This window comes from Ruegeria sp. YTSA168 (assembly GCF_059610045.1).
Genome location: NZ_JBXWMW010000002.1, coordinates 14,091 through 31,642, shown reverse-complemented (window position 1 = coordinate 31,642; position 17,552 = coordinate 14,091). Strand labels below are relative to the sequence as shown.

At 57.7% G+C, this 17,552-nt stretch carries 15 protein-coding genes, 1 tRNA gene and 3 pseudogenes; 8 read left to right on the top strand and 11 right to left on the bottom strand.

Annotated features, from left to right (window positions below):
* Positions 1-5: 5 nt before the first annotated feature.
* Entirely contained in the window at positions 6-1,349 is a 1,344-nt protein-coding gene (locus AC2FFE_RS03950) for a Na(+)-translocating NADH-quinone reductase subunit A (protein WP_496846223.1), read from the bottom strand.
* Between the two features lie 295 nt (positions 1,350-1,644).
* Here AC2FFE_RS03950 and AC2FFE_RS03945 point away from each other — a divergent pair, with 295 nt between their 5' ends.
* Positions 1,645-2,760: a THUMP domain-containing class I SAM-dependent RNA methyltransferase gene (locus AC2FFE_RS03945; RefSeq protein WP_496818261.1), complete on the top strand. Its 1,116-nt coding sequence runs from the start codon at positions 1,645-1,647 to the stop codon at positions 2,758-2,760.
* A gap of 25 nt (positions 2,761-2,785) precedes the next feature.
* Here the strand turns inward: AC2FFE_RS03945 and AC2FFE_RS03940 are convergent, their stop codons facing one another.
* The gene (locus tag AC2FFE_RS03940) at positions 2,786-3,052 is read right to left on the bottom strand and encodes a hypothetical protein (RefSeq protein ID WP_496818307.1); all 267 of its coding nucleotides are present in this window, start codon (positions 3,050-3,052) and stop codon (positions 2,786-2,788) included.
* Between AC2FFE_RS03940 and AC2FFE_RS03935 the strand changes: the two genes are divergently transcribed.
* Both AC2FFE_RS03935 and AC2FFE_RS03930 read left to right on the top strand, forming a co-directional pair.
* The gene (locus AC2FFE_RS03935; RefSeq protein WP_496818262.1) at positions 2,993-3,370 is read left to right on the top strand and encodes an FCD domain-containing protein; all 378 of its coding nucleotides are present in this window, start codon (positions 2,993-2,995) and stop codon (positions 3,368-3,370) included. The two genes, AC2FFE_RS03940 and AC2FFE_RS03935, sit on opposite strands and share 60 nt — an antisense overlap.
* Before the next feature lie 180 nt (positions 3,371-3,550).
* Positions 3,551-3,627 (top strand) — tRNA-Pro (locus tag AC2FFE_RS03930).
* A 353-nt stretch (positions 3,628-3,980) separates the two neighbouring features.
* Here AC2FFE_RS03930 and AC2FFE_RS03925 read toward each other — a convergent pair.
* From AC2FFE_RS03925 to AC2FFE_RS03905, 5 genes are all read right to left on the bottom strand, one after another.
* Positions 3,981-4,715 carry a DUF3726 domain-containing protein gene (locus AC2FFE_RS03925; protein WP_496845927.1) on the bottom strand — a complete coding sequence of 245 codons (735 nt, stop codon included), beginning with the start codon at positions 4,713-4,715 and terminating at the stop codon, positions 3,981-3,983.
* A complete protein-coding gene (locus AC2FFE_RS03920) occupies positions 4,712-5,617 on the bottom strand; it encodes a hypothetical protein (protein ID WP_496845925.1) in 906 nt (301 codons plus the stop codon). The genes AC2FFE_RS03925 and AC2FFE_RS03920 overlap by 4 nt, the downstream gene beginning before the upstream one ends.
* A gap of 18 nt (positions 5,618-5,635) precedes the next feature.
* Positions 5,636-5,923: a hypothetical protein gene (locus AC2FFE_RS03915; RefSeq protein WP_496845924.1), complete on the bottom strand. Its 288-nt coding sequence runs from the start codon at positions 5,921-5,923 to the stop codon at positions 5,636-5,638.
* Between the two features lie 24 nt (positions 5,924-5,947).
* On the bottom strand, positions 5,948-6,412 hold the full coding sequence (locus AC2FFE_RS03910) for a hypothetical protein (RefSeq protein ID WP_496845922.1): 465 nt from the start codon (positions 6,410-6,412) through the stop codon (positions 5,948-5,950).
* Between the two features lie 96 nt (positions 6,413-6,508).
* A complete protein-coding gene (locus tag AC2FFE_RS03905) occupies positions 6,509-7,456 on the bottom strand; it encodes a LysR family transcriptional regulator (RefSeq protein ID WP_496845921.1) in 948 nt (315 codons plus the stop codon).
* A gap of 309 nt (positions 7,457-7,765) precedes the next feature.
* On the opposite strand from AC2FFE_RS03905, the pseudogene AC2FFE_RS03900 reads away from it, so the two are divergent.
* Positions 7,766-8,015: pseudogene (locus AC2FFE_RS03900) on the top strand (transposase family protein); the annotation flags it as partial.
* 79 nt (positions 8,016-8,094) lie between these two features.
* On the top strand, positions 8,095-9,267 hold the full coding sequence (locus AC2FFE_RS03895; RefSeq protein WP_496845920.1) for an ATP-binding protein: 1,173 nt from the start codon (positions 8,095-8,097) through the stop codon (positions 9,265-9,267).
* 290 nt (positions 9,268-9,557) lie between these two features.
* Here AC2FFE_RS03895 and AC2FFE_RS03890 read toward each other — a convergent pair whose 3' ends face one another.
* The gene (locus AC2FFE_RS03890) at positions 9,558-10,466 is read right to left on the bottom strand and encodes a LysR substrate-binding domain-containing protein (protein ID WP_496845919.1); all 909 of its coding nucleotides are present in this window, start codon (positions 10,464-10,466) and stop codon (positions 9,558-9,560) included.
* A gap of 100 nt (positions 10,467-10,566) precedes the next feature.
* On the opposite strand from AC2FFE_RS03890, the gene AC2FFE_RS03885 reads away from it, so the two are divergent.
* The 3 genes from AC2FFE_RS03885 (at position 10,567) to AC2FFE_RS03875 (ending at position 13,803) form a co-directional block, all read left to right on the top strand.
* The gene (locus AC2FFE_RS03885) at positions 10,567-12,135 is read left to right on the top strand and encodes a trimethylamine methyltransferase family protein (RefSeq protein WP_496845918.1); all 1,569 of its coding nucleotides are present in this window, start codon (positions 10,567-10,569) and stop codon (positions 12,133-12,135) included.
* A 12-nt stretch (positions 12,136-12,147) separates the two neighbouring features.
* Positions 12,148-13,239, top strand: a complete 1,092-nt coding sequence (locus AC2FFE_RS03880; RefSeq protein WP_496818268.1) for an aminomethyl transferase family protein — start codon at positions 12,148-12,150, stop codon at positions 13,237-13,239.
* Between the two features lie 288 nt (positions 13,240-13,527).
* Entirely contained in the window at positions 13,528-13,803 is a 276-nt protein-coding gene (locus AC2FFE_RS03875; protein WP_496818305.1) for an IS66 family transposase, read from the top strand.
* Here the strand turns inward: AC2FFE_RS03875 and AC2FFE_RS03870 are convergent.
* The 3 genes and pseudogenes from AC2FFE_RS03870 to AC2FFE_RS03860 all read right to left on the bottom strand — a co-directional run.
* Positions 13,748-16,699, bottom strand: coding sequence for an NAD(P)-dependent oxidoreductase (locus tag AC2FFE_RS03870; protein WP_496818269.1), 2,952 nt, complete (start codon positions 16,697-16,699; stop codon positions 13,748-13,750). The genes AC2FFE_RS03875 and AC2FFE_RS03870 overlap by 56 nt on opposite strands.
* Positions 16,700-17,011: 312 nt before the next feature.
* Positions 17,012-17,419 (bottom strand): annotated as a pseudogene (locus AC2FFE_RS03865) (IS6 family transposase); the annotation flags it as partial.
* Positions 17,418-17,540, bottom strand: a pseudogene (locus AC2FFE_RS03860) (IS3 family transposase); the annotation flags it as partial. The pseudogenes AC2FFE_RS03860 and AC2FFE_RS03865, both read right to left, overlap by 2 nt.
* Positions 17,541-17,552 lie beyond the last annotated feature (12 nt).

Sequence of the window (17,552 nt, the reverse complement as noted above, 5' to 3'; positions counted from 1 at the left end):
GTGGCTCAGCCCTCCTTTTCAATCTTTGCAAGGCAGTCGCGCAGCGCCAGCCCATATTCATATTTTGCCGGACAGGCAAAGCCGACAAGGCCCAGATCCTCTTCGTCCAGCTCCAATGCGCCCAACGCCTGAGCGGTGTCGGTGTCCATCACCAAAAGCGCGCGCAACAGTTGCGTTGGCAGGTAGTCCTGCGGCATCAACCGCTCGAACACGCCGGTGGGCACCATCGCTCGGCGACCCCCATTCAGGTTCGATGTCAGCGGAAACAGCTTTCTCGACAGGGCGGACCCAAGCACGGGCTGGACAGAATACTTCGACGGCATCGGACGAATCCATCCCAGCGGGATCTGATCGTGGTCTTCGCGAATGATCGACAGCTGCCGCGCGAACCGACCCAGGTAGGCGGTTGGCCCCTCGGCCTGTGTCCCCGAAAGGATCGAGCCCGAGATAATCCGGGGCGTGCCGTCGACATTGACCTCATCGCGGGTCAGATCATCAGTCGATGCACCCATGACCGTGCGGATCAGCCGCGGCTGCCGCGCACCTGGGCCGCACAGCGCGATGACAATATTCGGGTCCAGATGCCCGGTCTGCATCAGGCGACCGATGGCAATCACGTCCTGATACCCGACGGTCCAAACCTGTTTGTCACCCGCCAGCGGCTCAAGAAAGTGGATATGCGTACCGGCCAGACCTGAAGGGTGCGGGCCTGCGAAGGCAGCGGCTTCGACACCGGCTACATCCGCACCGGGGATACTGTCGCCGTCCTTGTGGCACAGATATGTCTTGCCCTCGGTCAGCTTTGCGATGGCCGCAAGACCCGTAGCAAAGGCATCCCCCGCATCTGCGATGATCGCTGCGGCATCGCCGGCCAATGGCTCGGATTCCATCGCGGTGACAAAGATGGCTGCCGGCTTGGTGCCCGGCGCGGGCATCTTAGAATAGGGTCGTGTTCGGAATGCCGTCCACAGACCAGCCGCGCATAGCTTCTCGGTCACACCCTCGGCAGTATCCGCATTGCCAACGCCTGAGAAATCGACACCAGCATCATTGGCGTCCGACACTTCGATCACCACGCTTTGCAGCACACGCCGCGCGCCGCGATTGATGGCGACGACCTTACCGGTCATCGGGGCTACCATCATCGCCTCGGGCGCATCCTTATGGCAGAACAACGGCGTGCCGCGTTGAACCGCATCGCCTTCCTGCACCAGCATACGCGGCTTGAGCGCCAGATAATCTGCGCCCAGTGCGGCCACGGTTTTGAATTCCGGCCCTGGATGGATTTCCTGCTCAGGTGCACCCTGAACCGGCAATTCCATCCCTTTTTTCAGTTTGAAAGTTTGCATGTCGCTACGGTCTTCCAAGCCTCTTTTCCTACGCCGACTATCTTGCCCGCTGGTTCAGGGACAAGATAGCGCGAACCACATCATTTCAGGGGGACGATTGCGCCAAATCCCCTCTGCAATCCGCCAGCGTTCCTTCGATCAGGGACCCTTTACGCGCGCGGGACGCGAAACGCAAACCTGTTACCGCCGAAAAACCGATAACCGCTTCACTTTCTGAACAGGCCGCCATCTGGGCCGCAATCTAGCACAAAAAAAGCGTATCGCGCCTGATTTGTATCCGGTGTAAGCAACCCGAATGAAAACACCCGGTTTGTTCGAAATCTTTCTGGCGGCCACACCTGGCCTTGAAGCACCGCTTTTTGACGAAGCGGTTGAGAAAAGATTCGCAAATGCGCACCGCGTGGCGGGCGGGGTCAGTTGCCGGGGTGATTGGTCCGAGGTCTGGCGCGCCAATCTGTGTCTGCGCGGCGCCAACAAGGTCCTGGTGCGCATCGGCAGTTTCCCAGCGGTTCATCTGGCGCAACTGGACAAGCGCGCGCGCAAGTTTCCCTGGTCCGAATTCTTGCGTCCCGACATTCCTGTGAAGGTTGAAGCAACCAGCCGCAAGTCACGCATCTATCACGCCGGTGCCGCGCGCCAGCGGATCGAGCGCGCGATCACCGAAACACTGGGCGCATCCCTATCCACGGATGCTGATCTGCGCGTGATGCTGCGGATCGAAAAAGATGTTTGCACACTGTCTCTGGACACATCCGGAGACCCCCTGCACAAGCGCGGGCACAAACCCGCAGTAGCCAAGGCACCGATGCGCGAAACCATGGCAGCGATGTTTCTGCGATCCTGCGGTTTTGACGGATCTGAACCGGTGCTGGACCCGATGTGCGGTTCGGGCACATTTGTGATCGAAGCGGCAGAAATCGCCCTTGGCCTGCAGCCCGGTCGATCCCGCCGGTTCGCATTCGAAGATCTGGCAGGCTTTGATGCCACCGCATTTGAAGCGCTGCGCCAGACCGGCCCGACCACCGAGACAACTCTGGCCTTTCACGGCTCGGACCGCAATGCCGGCGCAATTGAGGCCGCCAGCGCCAACGCGGCACAGGCAGGGGTCTCAGATGTCACTCAGTACGCCCAGCGCTCTGTCAGTGACATCAATCCCATCGGCGATCAGACCGGCCTTGTGATCGTGAACCCACCTTACGGTGCCCGTATCGGCGACGAAAAACGTCTGCGTGCGCTATACGGCAGCCTGGGCAAAACCCTGATTTCTCGCTTTCAGGGCTGGCGCGTCGGGATCGTCACCAGCAACCCCTCCCTTGCCCGTGCCACACGCCTGCCCGACCTGTCAGCCGGCCCCGTGGTCGATCATGGCGGCACCAAAGTGAAGCTCTACCAAACCGACCCCCTGACCTGAGCGCTAGATAAAAATGTGCAACGTCTCAGCGAGGATCATCACGTAGCGGCGCATAGTGCGGCTTAGCCGGACGGTAGCCGATCAATGGCACGCCCTCCAAGTCTTTGATCGTTATTCGTTCCTTCCCCTCAAGCTCATGACCTGAGGGAAACACGCACACCTCACGAGGATTGACAAAGAAGCTTGCAACAACACCTGCTGGTTCGTCAAAACGGTTGGTAAGCGCCACGCCTTGGAGCTGTCCATTGCGAACGGCGACACGGATTGGGAAGGCAACCTTGTTGCCGCTCACCACAAACTACACCTGATGGAACAACAACTTCTCAGGGGCGACGAGTCCGAGAAAGAGACTTGGAAAAGATATGATTGGGAGTTCCACCAAGCGATGATCGCGGCCTGCAAGTCCAAGAACCTTCTGTCTCTGCACTCGATCATCTACGACAAGTATCTGCGGTATCAGATGCTCGTCCTGACCTATCGCGGCGAAGAGGCCGTCAAGGAACACAAAGGTATGTTCGATGCCGCATTGATCAGAGACGCGGACATGGCTAAGAAGCTGTTGGAAGATCACATCCGAAATGGCCTCGCTCACACCCTAGAGGCTATGTAGGCTGCCGTCCTCGCTTAGTGCCGTGAAGTCATCAGTTTAAACCACAGCGAATTGCAAAAGAGCCTGTATCTTAACTGCAAAGTTCGTCAAATGGGCCTCAGAGTTTGCGACACATCCTTTCGCCCGGCTCAGAATCCCCCTTGCACCCCCACCCCACCGCGTATAGACCCGCGCCACGGTCGGAGTGTAGCTCAGCCTGGTAGAGCACTGTCTTCGGGAGGCAGGGGTCGGAGGTTCGAATCCTCTCACTCCGACCAATAAAAAACGTTCAAGATCATAATCTTGCCGTTTTGCTATGACCTCCTTTTAACGAAGCTCTTCGTGCCAGCTTGGCACGGAACACCGACAGAGGTCTGAGAAAATGTCATATTCGCAGCTTGATCCCGAAAGCGTTATGCTCGCTCATCAACCTGAATTTCGACTACGTAAGCGCCCCGAAAACCAAATCTGGGAAATCGTGTATGGGAACACCGCCTGCAAGGACCTACGGGTCCTGCGAGCCGCGCTTATGCGCGCCCGGAAGAACCGCTACACTGCTTAAGCCCACGGTCTATATCCTGACATAGAAAACGGGCGCATTGCGCCCGTTCAGAGTGTAACCGGTATTGTCTCAGCCCGGGCCCGCACCCGCCCGCGAATGCTCATCGGTCGGCACAAGGATGGGCCATGCGGCGGCGTTCAGGGCATCCCAGTGATCGGGGTCAACCTCGATCCCCTGCTCCAGCGCGTGATTATAATTGGCAGCAAACTGCGCGGTCGAGATTTCATGGCGCCGTAGCTCTGGATGTTCAACCTGACGTGTCACCGCGTCCGCCAGCAAGGTGGGCTGGTTGGTGCAGATGATCGTGGCAGTCGAGATCTCTTTGCTGTCATCGGCATTGTCGACCCGCCAATAATGCGGGAAGATTGCACCGCTTTCAAAGCTGGCCCCATGCGATCCGGCCCGATCCTTCCAATAGGCCGAGATATACACACCCTGTTGTGCAACCAGCGACAAGCTGCGCAGGATCAGCCCCGGATACCGGCAATTGGCCAATTCGACGATCGCAAAGCCGGTCTTGTTGGCTTTGGAGTGCATCAGGTAAGCGGCCAGTGAGCCATGTTCGCAGACGTCCGCGCCTCCGGCATCTAGAACGGCGATGTCGTCGTTTTCGAACACCAGCCGGGGGGTCGCGCCACCCTTGGGGGCCAGTGGCGGCAGCGTGACGCGGTCGAACCCGCCCAGACCTGCCATTTGCGACCATGCGACCAGTTGGGCTGCGTCCTCGTAATCTCCGATCTCGTACCCGGCCCCTTCATAAGCGCGGGACAGGGCGGCAATCATTTCGTTGCGGGATACTTTCATGCTGCAGCCTCCTCGATCTGCGGCTTCAGCGGCAGGAACCAGCTTTCATAAGTGTGGCCAATGTCATCGATCAGAGGCGCGCCCTGGTACATCGTGTTGCACACCCACAACTTTGAACGCGGGTCGAACTTGCTGACGCCAAAGAAGGCCAGTTTGCAGCGCAGCAAATCCATGGGACGCACGTCCCGGTCCGCAAGGTTGGCGCGTATTTCCGCGTATTTGTGTTTGCTCATGGTCTGGATGCGCCGGACAATGCTTTTGAGCGCCGGGCGACGCAGCAGGAAGTGGATTACATCGCTGTCAGGATGTTCCTCAAGGTCTTCCAACAGCACGTCATAGCACGCGCGGACACGGCGACCGATGGGCAGCGGCATCTGCTTTTCCACCCCGGGATCGGCACCGGCAAAACCCAAACGCGGTTCCAGCTTTTCTTCCGAGCGATACCAGAACGCGTCTGAATGTTCGGACTTCGAAAAGTCGATGACCAGCGCCCAGTCATAACGGTCTTCGATCAGGGCGCGCAGTTGGGCGGTGGTCATGTCCGGGTCGATGACAGGGTTCGGGATGACGGCAAAGCTGTCCTCCAGATCATTCACCAGTTCGGGATGGATTTCCAAACACAGCGCATGGATCAGTTCCTGTGTCTCAAGGCTCCAGGCAGCGCGGGCGTGATTGGACAAAACCGACCAGGTTTCCAGCGCCTCGCTTTGGACAAAAAGCCAATCGCGCACCTCGGCGAGCTCCGCGATCAGAACCCGATTGTGTTCGATCTGTTCCTCATCCCCGGTGCGGCTTTCGGCAAAATGCTGCTCGGCCCGGTCGATCAGGTCATGGAACAGTTTGATCCGCCAATCGGTGGGCGTCGCCTTGTGCAGAACCTGCGCCAGCGCGGTTTCACGCATTTCGATCCACTGGCTCAGCTACTCGCCGTGGTTCACCAGATATGGGGCCATGCCCAGACCGGTCGAATTACCAATGCCAAAGAACCGTTTCAGCCGGTCGTCCAGCGCAACAGCAGTTTCGGGCGCGCGGGCTTTGGCGATATGATCCACCTGATCCAGGCTGAACTGACGCAGCATATAGCAAATGAACATCTCGGGCGCGAAGGGGCGGTTGAAGTCGGCGAATTTGACCCGCACCTTGTTCCAATCGGCCATGCCAAGCTTGCCGCTGCCGTAAACCGCGGTGGTGCGATAAAGATAGCCCACATCAGCGATCCGCTCGGCATCGGGCTAACGCCCCGCGCACAATTCATCCAGCACATAGCTGAACAGGCGCGAACTGCGGTTGGCACGCGACAGGCTGAAAACGCGGGCATCGACGCGCCCGGCCTCTTGCTTGGGGACATTGCGGCGCATGTCTGCCAACCAGATGTCATCCACCTCGCCCTCGCACAGGGCCATGGTCAGATCCCAGGTCGTGGCAATCACGCGGTCATTGCGGTCTTCGTCAGACAGGTAGTTCGAAAACAGCACAAAGCTGAACACATCATTCGGCGTTTCGATGCGATAGATCGCGGTACCGTAACCGTCATTGTCCAGATCAAAGCACTGGCGGTCGATGGACCATTCCTCTTTCATGATCCGGCGCACCAATGTGCGCATAAAGCTGAGTGTCGACGAATGCAGCGACCCAAGCCGGGCAAGGTCCATGACCTCGGCCTCGGGGCGCATTCTGTCGGAGATTGCAGCAAGCATTTTGACCCTCCTACGTCTGAATTGCGTTGAGGGAATGTTTCGCTGGACTCCGGTTCTAAGTAAAATTTGAAGTTTTTGGGGATTTATTTGTGCTATTTATAAATCGTACCCAACCTGCACCGTATTGTTCGGAAACAGCGCTGAAATCTTGTGAGACTGCGTTTGAAGATATCTCAGAACCCCTTGCGCAGCCCCGGAAAAAGGGCGCGCGGCGGCACTTACAAGGCACAGGTCGCGATAGAGGTCAGGCTCGGTAAGCGTTCGGTACACCAAAGACGGGTTCAGATAATCCGGTGACGCCAGAGCAGGCAAAGCCGACACCGCCCCACCCTGTTCGACAATACCCACCAGCGCCGCAATGGTCAGGACGTTGAATTCGGGTTCAGTCACAGAGTCGGGCAGCCCGGTCACGCCAGCCGTTACCCGGCTGATCCCGGTGTCAGACGCCATCCCGACAAAGGACTGATTACTAACGTCAGCCCATGTCAGTCGATCCTTGCGCCGGGCCAACGGGTGATCCGCCCGGCAGATCAAGCCCATCCGATCCCGGATAAAGGGTGCGTATTGCAGCGCGTTCGAACCCGACCAGTTGTTGACGATGCCAAAATCCGCTGTCCCGCTCTGAACCTGCGCTTCGACCCCGCGCCCGTTGTCGTCCTGAATGTGAATGGTCACATCAGGCGCGATGATCGCGTAGTCCCGGATCATCTGCGGCAGTATCCGGATTGCCACCGATGGCAACGCGGCGATCCGAACCCGGTTGCGCTGTTTTCTGGCGCTGGACCGCGCCGACAGAATGGCCGCATCCAGATCGTTCAGAATGGTTTCGGCCTTGTGCAGAAACTCTTCCCCCTGCCTTGTCAGAGAAACAGAGCGTGTGGTGCGTTGCAGCAGCGCCGCCTCAACGTTTTCTTCAAATTGCTGAACGCTGAGAGTCTGCGCAGGCTGCGATAGGGCCGACTCTTCCGCCGCCTTGCTGAACGACCCACATTTCGCCACCTGAACGAAGGCACGAAGCTGCTTAAACGTAACATTCTTTGACACTGGCCCGGACATAAGCAGTGTCTAAACGAGTTCCGCAGCGGGTGCCCGCGAAATCGTCGTTGCTCGTGGATTTTTGAAAAACACCAGAACATGCTGAGTTGAGGCACCGCTGCCCCGTTTGGCTGAATAGCAGGCGTCAGATGTCAAACCAATGTGAGGGGAGGCGCTACCCGATTACCTCGACCTAGTCTCAGATAGGGCTAGGCGACACAACTCTAGTTGGATGTGTCGCAAACTCCGACGCCCAGTTGATGAACATGCGTGATCTGACGCTTGTTGCCCTCGAATATTTTTTGAACAGGTTTCAACATGATCTCATTGAAAGGCTGCCACTTCCCCAAAGATGAAGTTTTCTACGCGTGTACTTCTATCTGCGGTACACGGTGTCCTATCGTGACTTGGAAGAGATCATGGCTGAGCGCGGCGTGCAGGTGGATCATGCCACTCTCAACAGGTGGGTTGTAAAGCATTCACCGGTGATCGCAGCGAGAGCGCAATCAAAGAAACGCTGAGCTCCTGGCGCATGAGCGAGACATGTGTACGTGTTCGCGGCAAATGGATGACTACACCGATTTGAAAGCCGAAAGGGAAACTACTCTCAAAATTTATCCTTGTAAATCTTCCATTGAATGGAATAAATGCAGGGTATGATTGAGCGCAGTGACAAAAAATCAGTTGAAGAATCTCTGGAGAACCAGGCGGGCGTAGTCCTGCTTGGGCCGCGGCAAGTTGGGAAGACAACGCTCGCACAGGATATCGCTGAAAGCCGTGATGCTGTCTATCTTGATATGGAGAGATCTGCTGATCGACAGGTACTCGAAGAGCCCGACCTTTATCTCGATGAACAGGTTGGCCGCCTGGTGGTGATTGATGAGGTTCAACTTATGCCGGACCTGTTCAAGGCCTTGCGTGGTCAAATTGACCGGCGGCGAAGGCAAGGGCATCGGGCTGGTCAATTCCTGTTGCTCGGGTCGGCCTCGAACACGCTTCTGCACCAAAGCGCAGAGTCCCTGGCGGGACGTGTCAGTTACCACGAGCTGACGCCTTTCACCTTGTCGGAAACCGGAGCCGGCGCGCTCTCCGCACTCTGGCTGCGGGGTGGGTTTCCAGACAGCTTCCTGGCAAAGAACGACCGGACCAGCCTGGCGTGGCGCGAGAATTTCATCCGCACCTATCTGGAACGCGATGTTCCGGCTTTCGGGTTGCGCATTCCGGCAGAGACATTGCGTCGGTTCTGGACAATGCTCGCCCATGAGCAAGGCGGGTTACTCAACGCGGCAAAACTCGCTGGAAACCTGGGAGTCTCCGGCCAGAGCGTTGCGCGTTATCTTGACTTGCTGGTTGACCTGATGCTGGTGCGTCGCCTACCGCCCTGGCATTCCAATGCCGGGAAGCGTCTGGTCAAGTCTCCCAAAGTTTATATACGCGATTCTGGTCTAGCCCATGCGCTTCTTGGGATCGAAACACAGGAAGACCTGCTGGGGCATCCAGTTGTCGGTGGCAGTTGGGAAGGATTCTGTATTGAAAACCTGATTGCTTCGGCACCGCGCGGAACAGAAGCAAGCTTCTATCGCTCTTCAGCGGGGGCTGAGGTGGATCTGATGTTGAAACTTCCCCGCGGCGCCCTCTGGGCCATTGAGATCAAGCGGACGACATCGGCGAAAGTAACGCGTGGGTTTCACATCGCGACAGAAGAACTGGACGTCTCGGAACGTATCCTTGTCTATGCAGACGACAGAGAGGTTCCGGGGCAAGGAGGCGTCAGGGCGATGCCCCTCATAAACGCTATGGAACGGCTGGCCTCTGCATAGACCTGAGAGGGGCAGGGCCTGCGATAGCGTGCCTGAACCTGGACGCGGGCGGATTTCGGGTGGGATGCAGCGAACGATCAATATGTCTGTCCCGAAGGTCACGCCCTGAAACAGGTCCGCCGAAACTATTCCGACCCAAACCGAGGGCCAACCGGTAAGGGCGAGTTGGGTAAATGGCTCGATCAAGAGGATCCCCAACCCGTCCGTTTGCAAATTCCGAACCGATTCAATGAGGCGTTCAATAACAACTGGGGCCAATCCCGGTGACATTTCGTTGATCGGCAAATGGCTCAGGGCGCTGATGCGTTCGTGGACTGGTTGCGGGTTGAAGCGGCATCCAGCAACCAATCTGAGAACAATGTCGCCGGTTCCGAAACCGCTGCGCGATCCGGCCTGACGATGAAGTAGCCATAGTCCGACAGCGCGATATCTGACAGCGGATGAAGCTTGCCTGCCGCCAACTCATCGCCCACCAGATCATCCATCAATGCGATCCCTTGACCGTTGATCACCGCCTGAACCCGCACATTGGGATCGGGCACGATCAGCACGTCGCACCGCGCTTGCGGCGGCAGGCCCGCAAGCTCCAACCATTCAGACCAGGCGTTGCTGTCTTCGCGATCGCGCAGCAGTGTCAGTTCTGTGACTGCCTCCCTGATCCCCAGCCGTTCCACCCGGCCCGCAACATCGGCGTTGCCAACCGGAAAGGGCGGCATCGGCATGAATGGTGTCACGGTGCCATCGTTCCAATTCCCGTTGCCCCACCTGATTGCAAGATCCACATCCTGCATCTCGACTTGTGAGAACTCGATCATCGGCTGAATGCGAAGCTGCACGTCCGGGTGTGTTTGCATGAAGGTCATCAGGCGTGGCGACAACCAGCGCGCCGCGAAATAGGTCGAAACGCCAACTGTCAGAGAGCGGGTCGAGGCCCCCTTTAACGCCTGAATTTCAGCTTCGATCTCGTCGTATCGCGTCTGGCAGATCGCCAACAGTTTCAGACCTTCTCCGGTCAAAGTGACGCCGCGCGTTGTGCGCTGGAAGAGGTTCAACCCCAGATCGGCCTCAAGCGTCTTGATCTGATAGCTGATCGCGCCCTTTGTCATATTGAGCGCCTCCGCCGCCGTCGAAAAGCTGGAATAGCGAGCGATCTCGGCGAAAAGCCTCAGCAGATCATGGTGATGAAAACGGGCAGACATAATTTAGCGTATAATTTATTTATACGCAGAGAACAGAATTTTTCGATTTCCAATTATATTTTTATGAACATCATCTACGTTCAGAGCCAAAAGAAGAGAGATGGCGTTGGAGCCTTTGAACGCAACTGCAGGTATGTCAGCACCTCAGGGTCGCCGCAGCAGCGCGCGCCGTGGCCGTCTGTCTCGTCACAACGCACGTTGCGAGAGCACGCCGTTCACCGGCCGCAAGATACCTGCATACGATTTGCTGGATGAAACGGCATTGGCCCGCATCGAAGATCAGGCCGACTGGATATTGGACAAGATCGGTGTCGAATTCCGTGGGGACCAAACGGCGCTGGATCTCTTCGCCCAGGCGGGCGCGCGGGTTGACGGTGAACGTGTAAGGTTTGAACCGGGTCACGCCCGCGCGCTGTGCGCCACGGCCCCAAGCGAATTTCAGCTACATGCCCGCGACCCGGCCAAAACCGTAACGCTTGGCGGCGACAACGTTGTGTTGATGCCGGGATATGGCTCGCCTTTTGTCAGCGATCTGGCAAAGGGTCGACGCTATGCGACACTGGAGGATTTCCGCAATTTTGTGAAACTGGCCTATCTTGCGCCCGCCATGCACCATTCCGGCGGCACCGTGGTCGAGCCGACAGATATCCCGGTCAACAAGCGCCATCTCGACATGATGCTGGCGCATCTGACCCTCTCGACCAAGCCTTTCATGGGCTCTGTCACGGCACCCTCACGCGCGCGGGACAGTATCGAGATGGCACGCATCGTCTTTGGCCGTAACGTCATGGACCGGCACGCGGTGATGCAGGCCAACATCAACGTCAACTCACCGCTGATCTATGATGACACCATGTCCTCAGCTCTGCGCATCTATGCAGAGGCGGGCCAGTGTGTCTGTGTCTCTCCCGCGATTTTCGCCGGCGCCATGGGGCCACTTTCTCCGGCTGCGGTGGCGGCACAAACGCTAGCCGAAGCCATGTTGGGCATCGCGTTGGCGCAATTGGTGCGGCCTGGTTGTCCGGTGGTTTTCGGGTCATTCCACTCCAGCATGAACCTGCGGACAGGCGCCCTGACCTTTGGATCGCCCGAGGCGAACATGACCACTATGGCCCTGACTCAAATGGGCCGGAGGCTTGGCGTGCCGGTGCGCTCTGGCGGAGGGCAGATCACCGCGTCCAACGCCCCGGACGGACAAGCCATGCAGGACAGCACCGACGCGATGTGGTCCACGCTGCTATCAGGTGCGCATCAGGTCTGGCATGCAGCAGGCTGGCTCGAAGGTGGGCTTGTGATGTCCTATGAGAAGTTCATCATGGATCTCGACCATTGCGGCGCGATGCTGAAACTTTTGCAGGGCTTCGATACCGATGACGAGGCATTTGGCCGGGATGCCTACTATGAGACGGGTCCAGGCGAAAATTTCCTGTCCACCAGTCACACCCTGCGCCACTACACGACGGCGAATTTTGAACCACAGATATCTGACGCCGGCCCATTCGAGACCTGGTCTGAAAATGGCGCACTTACCGCTGATCAGCGCGCCACCGCGCGGTGGCATCAGATGCTGAACGACTATCAACAACCCGACATGGAACCCGGCATTCAGGCAGCGCTTGAGGACTTCGTATCCGGGCGCAAGGCGCGGATGCCGGACGAATGGTACTAGAAAGGAACACCCATGACCGAAGAGCTTAGCCGCACATCCGCCCTTGCCTCACGCCACATCGCGCTCGGCTCGGGGCTGGAGGATTGGAACGGAATGGGCACTGCCTGGACCTACGACACCGATCCCAATGACGAACACGACGCGGTGCGCGAACGCGCGGGCATGTTCGATATGTCGCCTTTGAAAAAGGTATTCGTACGCGGGCTGGACGCGATGGCGGTTCTCGATCACCTAACAACGCGGGATCTGTCCAAGGTTACACCGGGCAAGGCAGCTTACCTGTGTGTTCTCACCGATCAGGGCGGCATCGCCGACGACGCGATCGTGTCGAACAACGGCGGTGACGAATGGATGATCGTGCATGGGTCTGGCGACACGATGGCGCTGCTGGAGGCTTCGGCGGAAGGGCGCGATGTTCAGGTGCAGTTCACCGATGATCTGCATGATCTGTCGGTGCAGGGACCTGCCTCGTTGGAGATTCTCAACGCGCACACGGATATCGACCTGGCCGATCTGGCCTATTTCGAACACGCACCAGCAGCGCTTTTCGGCCATCCTTGCCGGATTTCACGCACCGGATACTCCGGCGAACGTGGCTACGAGATCTTTGCCGATGGCGCGGTGATCGCCGACATCTGGGACAAGCTGGTCGAGGCAGGCGTCATGCCCTGTTCCTTCACCGCGCTCGACAAGGTGCGGATCGAGGCGGGCCTGCTGTTCTACGGCTACGACATGACCCAGGACAACACCCCGTGGGAGGTCGGCCTGAGCTTCACGGTGAGCAGTGCCAAGGGTGACTATCGCGGCAAATCGGCGGTCATGGCGGCGAAAGGCGCCGAGAAGGTCAACAACGTTTGCCTCGACATCGACCACCCGGACATGGTCGCAGGCGGAGAAACCCTGATGTTGGATGGTCAGGAGGTCGGCGTAATCAACAGCCCCTGCTATTCGCACCGGATGGGCAAATCGCTGGCGCTAGCGCATGTAGATCCTGACCTTTCGGCTGGAACAACGCTCATGGTGTCGGGCGACGGTCTGGAAACAACGGCCACAATCACTTCAAGCCCCGTCTATGATCCTCAGAAATCGCGGACGCATAGCTGACACGGTCTGCACATTCCCGCGACGGGCGACACTCTGATCGACCGTTGCATCACTGGAATTGATTTCGACTGAACAGCGAAGAGCAAATCCGCCAATCATGAATGACGCAGCAGCGGGCAAAATGGGCTCGTTGTGGTCACTTTCTAAGCCCTGAACGAAAGGGGGTTTTCGCGACCCCACGCCCACTTTTGATGCGCTGGCCCAGGACATCAAATTCAATTCCAGGCGCTTGTTCATGGATGAGACAACGCATCCAATCATGGTTCAGGGTAACGGAAAGACAAAAACCTGCTGCGCCTGTATGCGCTTTACCGTGATGATCGCCCTTTTGGAGGAAATCTACCTCCCGTCGTGGTCTACTCGCATCGCGCTGGACGTGGGATGGAACACATCCACGAAATACTGGCAGGTGTTTCCGCGGTCGCACAAACAGATGCCTACAGCGGGTATGGGATGCAAACCATCCAATGGACGGTTTGCATCGTATCACTTACCCATCAGACCCTGATCAATCGTAACCACCGACCAGGCCAAATGTGTCAAAGTCTGTGTGCAGCGTGTTAGAAGCCAGCGTCAGCGCTTCTCCGTGCCGTTGGATCAGTTCCGCCCGACGGGCCTGATCGCGGGTTGACTCAATAGCACCCCAGATCGCCGCCAGTGTTTCAGCCGCGTCGCGCAGGCGGATCAGAGTATCCGCATCTGCTGCTGCCGACGCAATCACAGAGGCGGATACTTTGCCGACCCCGGCGACAGTATGGGCGCCGCCGCTGGTATAGCCCTTGGGGATATCACCCTTGCAGTTGATGACTTTGCGATAGCGAATGGCCGACAGGATCTGATCGACCGCCTGCTTCGCCCCTTCAACGCGCGAGGTATGCTCGGTATCCGCCGCCGCATGGGGCAGCAGCTCCAATCGGCCCGGATAGGCGTCGATCAGCGGACGGTAAGGCACCATCGGACCAAACAGGCTGCCATCTTCTGCGATGAACAGATCGGCATCGATAGCGGCATAGGACACTTTGCCCGAAGCCATCGCATCGTTCAGCGCGTCTGCATCGACAACCTCGCCACGGTCGTAGTTGACCAGTATTGCGCCGTCATTCAGGGCATTCAGAACCGACGCGCCAACAAGCCCCGCATTGGCAAAGACACCATCCGCACCCTTGGCACCAAGACCGGTATGGGGCGACAACACATCCGCGCCTGCGGCGGCCTCTTCCGGAGTTGCGGCGTAGATGAAACCTTCGCTTTCAATCCACTGACGGTGCCGCGCGCGCGCATATATGGCGACGGTCATGCCGAAGGCTTTGCCCAGCTTGGCCACTTCGCGGCCGATATTGCCGTAGCCGATCACGCCCAGTCTTTTGCCTTCCAGCTTTTCGGTCGGGTAATCGCGCAGGTGCTTGCCGGTGTCAAAGTCGCCGTCAACGACACGCTTGTGCATCTCGTCAACCTTCAGATCGGGCAGAACACGCAGCAGAGCCTTCATCGCGGTCTGTGCCGTCGCGCGGCTGTTGAAGCTGGGGGTGTTCATCAGCGGGGCAGAACCGCCGGTACCATCCCCGCCGCCCCAGCAGGCACAGGCCATATTGCCGGTTCCAGCACCGATACGCACGCCCCCTTCAGGGAAGGTTGCATTCTCGGGAAAGAAGGTCGCCGCCGCGATGACCGCATCATATTGATTGCCGCAGCACGCTGCCGACAGTTCCTCATGTGTGGACAGGTCTGGCAGGTAAAAGAAATGCTGGCCAGCAGGCAAATCGGACCCATCCCAGCCGCCATAGGTGAAGGTTGCGCCCTGCTCCTCAACATAGGCCTTGACCGCCGAGGCATCCGGCTGCCCGTCGGCACCAAATTTCAGGCCAACCAGATCCGCCACCAGAATGCGATAGGCGCGGTTCGGATCGTCCTGGCGCAGATCCGCACCACCTGTTGTCGAGGCGTCGAAGGTGATGCCTTGCGCCGCCAGCTCCTCTTCCAGCACCACGACCTTGGCACGGTGATAGGCATAAGAGATGTTGTCCAGCAGTCGCACGATATCCTCGGGCTCACGAATGCCACCGATCCAGGCGCGATAGTCGCCAGGTGTGCCGGGGAAGGCATTTACGTAGCGGGCTGCGTCCAGGCCTGGTTCATAGTCGCCATTTGGATGGGTCAACCCCTCGTAGCCCAACAGTTGTTTCGACCGCGCGATGATGCGTGCGTGGATGGCGGGATCGATGATGCCCGGATCATTCACCGCCAGCAAGGTCACCGCCGCACCGCGTTTCTGTGCATCGCCAACACCGGCAACCAGCAGGTCCTGACCGGCGAGCCACGTATCAATCTGCGCGCGGTTGGCGGCAGAGCGCTGGTTCATCACATCAACCGAGCCAAACATCTTTTCGACGCGCAGCAGACCATAGGTCGTTTCAGCAAAAGCCAGCGACGAGAATGTGTTGATCACTCCGCCAGTCATCTTGTCCGCCGCGGCGTCATAGAACGGGCCAAGACCCACTGTCTTTTCACCGGTCAGCGGCTTTTTGGCATCGGTCGGAACAACCAGTTTCAACTGGCGCGCAATCGCCCAGGCCGGGTTCTTCTGGTTGTCTTCGATCAGCTGCATCGCTGCTGGGGTGAACGATGCCAGGAAGTAACCCGAAATCCCACCGATTGCTTTCTGGAACGGGGTGAAAATGTTGCATTTGGCCATGAAGGCCTCGACCACGTTCTGCGGCCAGGGCATCCCGCCCAGCATTGAAGTTGCATCAATCATTGCATGCCGGTTCGCCGGATCGCGGTCCAACCATTCCAGAAGCGAGGTGACTTCTTCTGTTGTATATGTGGTCGCCCCTGTGGTTTCGTGCCCAACGCCGACAAAAAGGGTGATGCCCATGGCCTCCAGCTCGTCCGCTGACGGGATCGTGCCTTCGGCGCCCGCGAAGACGACCTTGTCTTCGTGCCCGTTGGCGGCAAATCGCTGCAATTCCAGGATCTGTGTGCCCCAGCTTTGGCGAAAGAACCCGCCCTTGGTGGCTTCGTCCGATTCCGGACGCGGGGTGTCGACGAACAGTTTCTGACCATCCAGATTCGGGTTCATCAGATGCATGATCGCGACGGTGAAGCCGCTATGGCCGCCGCCAAGGCCCACAGCCATAGGGTTTGTTTTGGGGAAACCAAAATACCGATGGATATGGAACATCATGTCCCGCAGGATTGCGTCCGCCGGATAGCCGCGGTGCATCGAACGGCCGATTTCTGCGGTTGTGAACGGCCCAAGATCGTCGCCGGTGTCGTCAAGCTTGCGATAGGTGGCTTCCAACCAACGGTCAAAGTCGAAACGGTTTTTGCGCCCTTCAGCCTCATCCTGAATCACGTCAGTGATAGGCCCGACGCCGAAGAACGGGTTGATCGTCCGAGGCGGAGGTCCGCTCTGTGTCGCTTCGATGGAGATTTTGCGCTGCGCTTCAAGTTCGCTCATGGTCTATCCGGCTCATTTCAACTTCATCCGATTTGCGCGCATCGTACACTCTTGTTCACTATGGGAAACATCAAATTGCGAAGTTTTGGCGCCGCCAAACGGCAAATTCCAGTAAAATACGCTTACAACATGCAGATTTTCTAGGCTCAGTTATTAGGACAGGCGCGACATCACAAAGGTGCCTGGTTAGTTGGCCATACAGGCATATGGACACGTGAGCATGTAAGATCGTCCAGTCCGGCGACAAATGCACAGGCCAGGTTCTGTTGCAAAGCTTATTGAAGTTCAGAATATTACATCTGGCCAGTAATGTTAAACGACCAGATCTTTGAATTGTTGAAAGGGACGGTTTCCTGGTGTGAATTGACTTTTGCGGATCATGTTAACCAGTTCGATACCGGCTAGGGCAAATGCAGCTGAATCGAAAGCCTTGAAACCCAATATAGGCCTGATCCGGCGCTTGATGAATCGATGGTCTTGTTCAATGATGTTATTGAGGTATTTCCGCCTCACCATCTCGATTGGTACTGGGCAGCCAAAGCCCTTCAGCATCTTGTTTATGGCTTTGATACCAGCTGTGTTGGCCCCGCTTTTGTCGATGACAATCTTCCGTGGCAAACCGTTCACCTCAAGCGCACGAGCGAAGAACTTCGTCGCTGCAACTTTGTTCCTGCGTTTGGATAGCATGAAGTCCAGGGTTTTACCGTGTTTGTCGATGGCGCTTCAGTTCTTTCAATTGCACCGTGCCCATTCCACCATACTTCTTCCAGCGGTAATAGGTTTGTTCAGTCACACCAATCTGTCTGATCGTATCAAGACGCGGTATTCCTTGTCCCGTCAGAACCTCAACTTA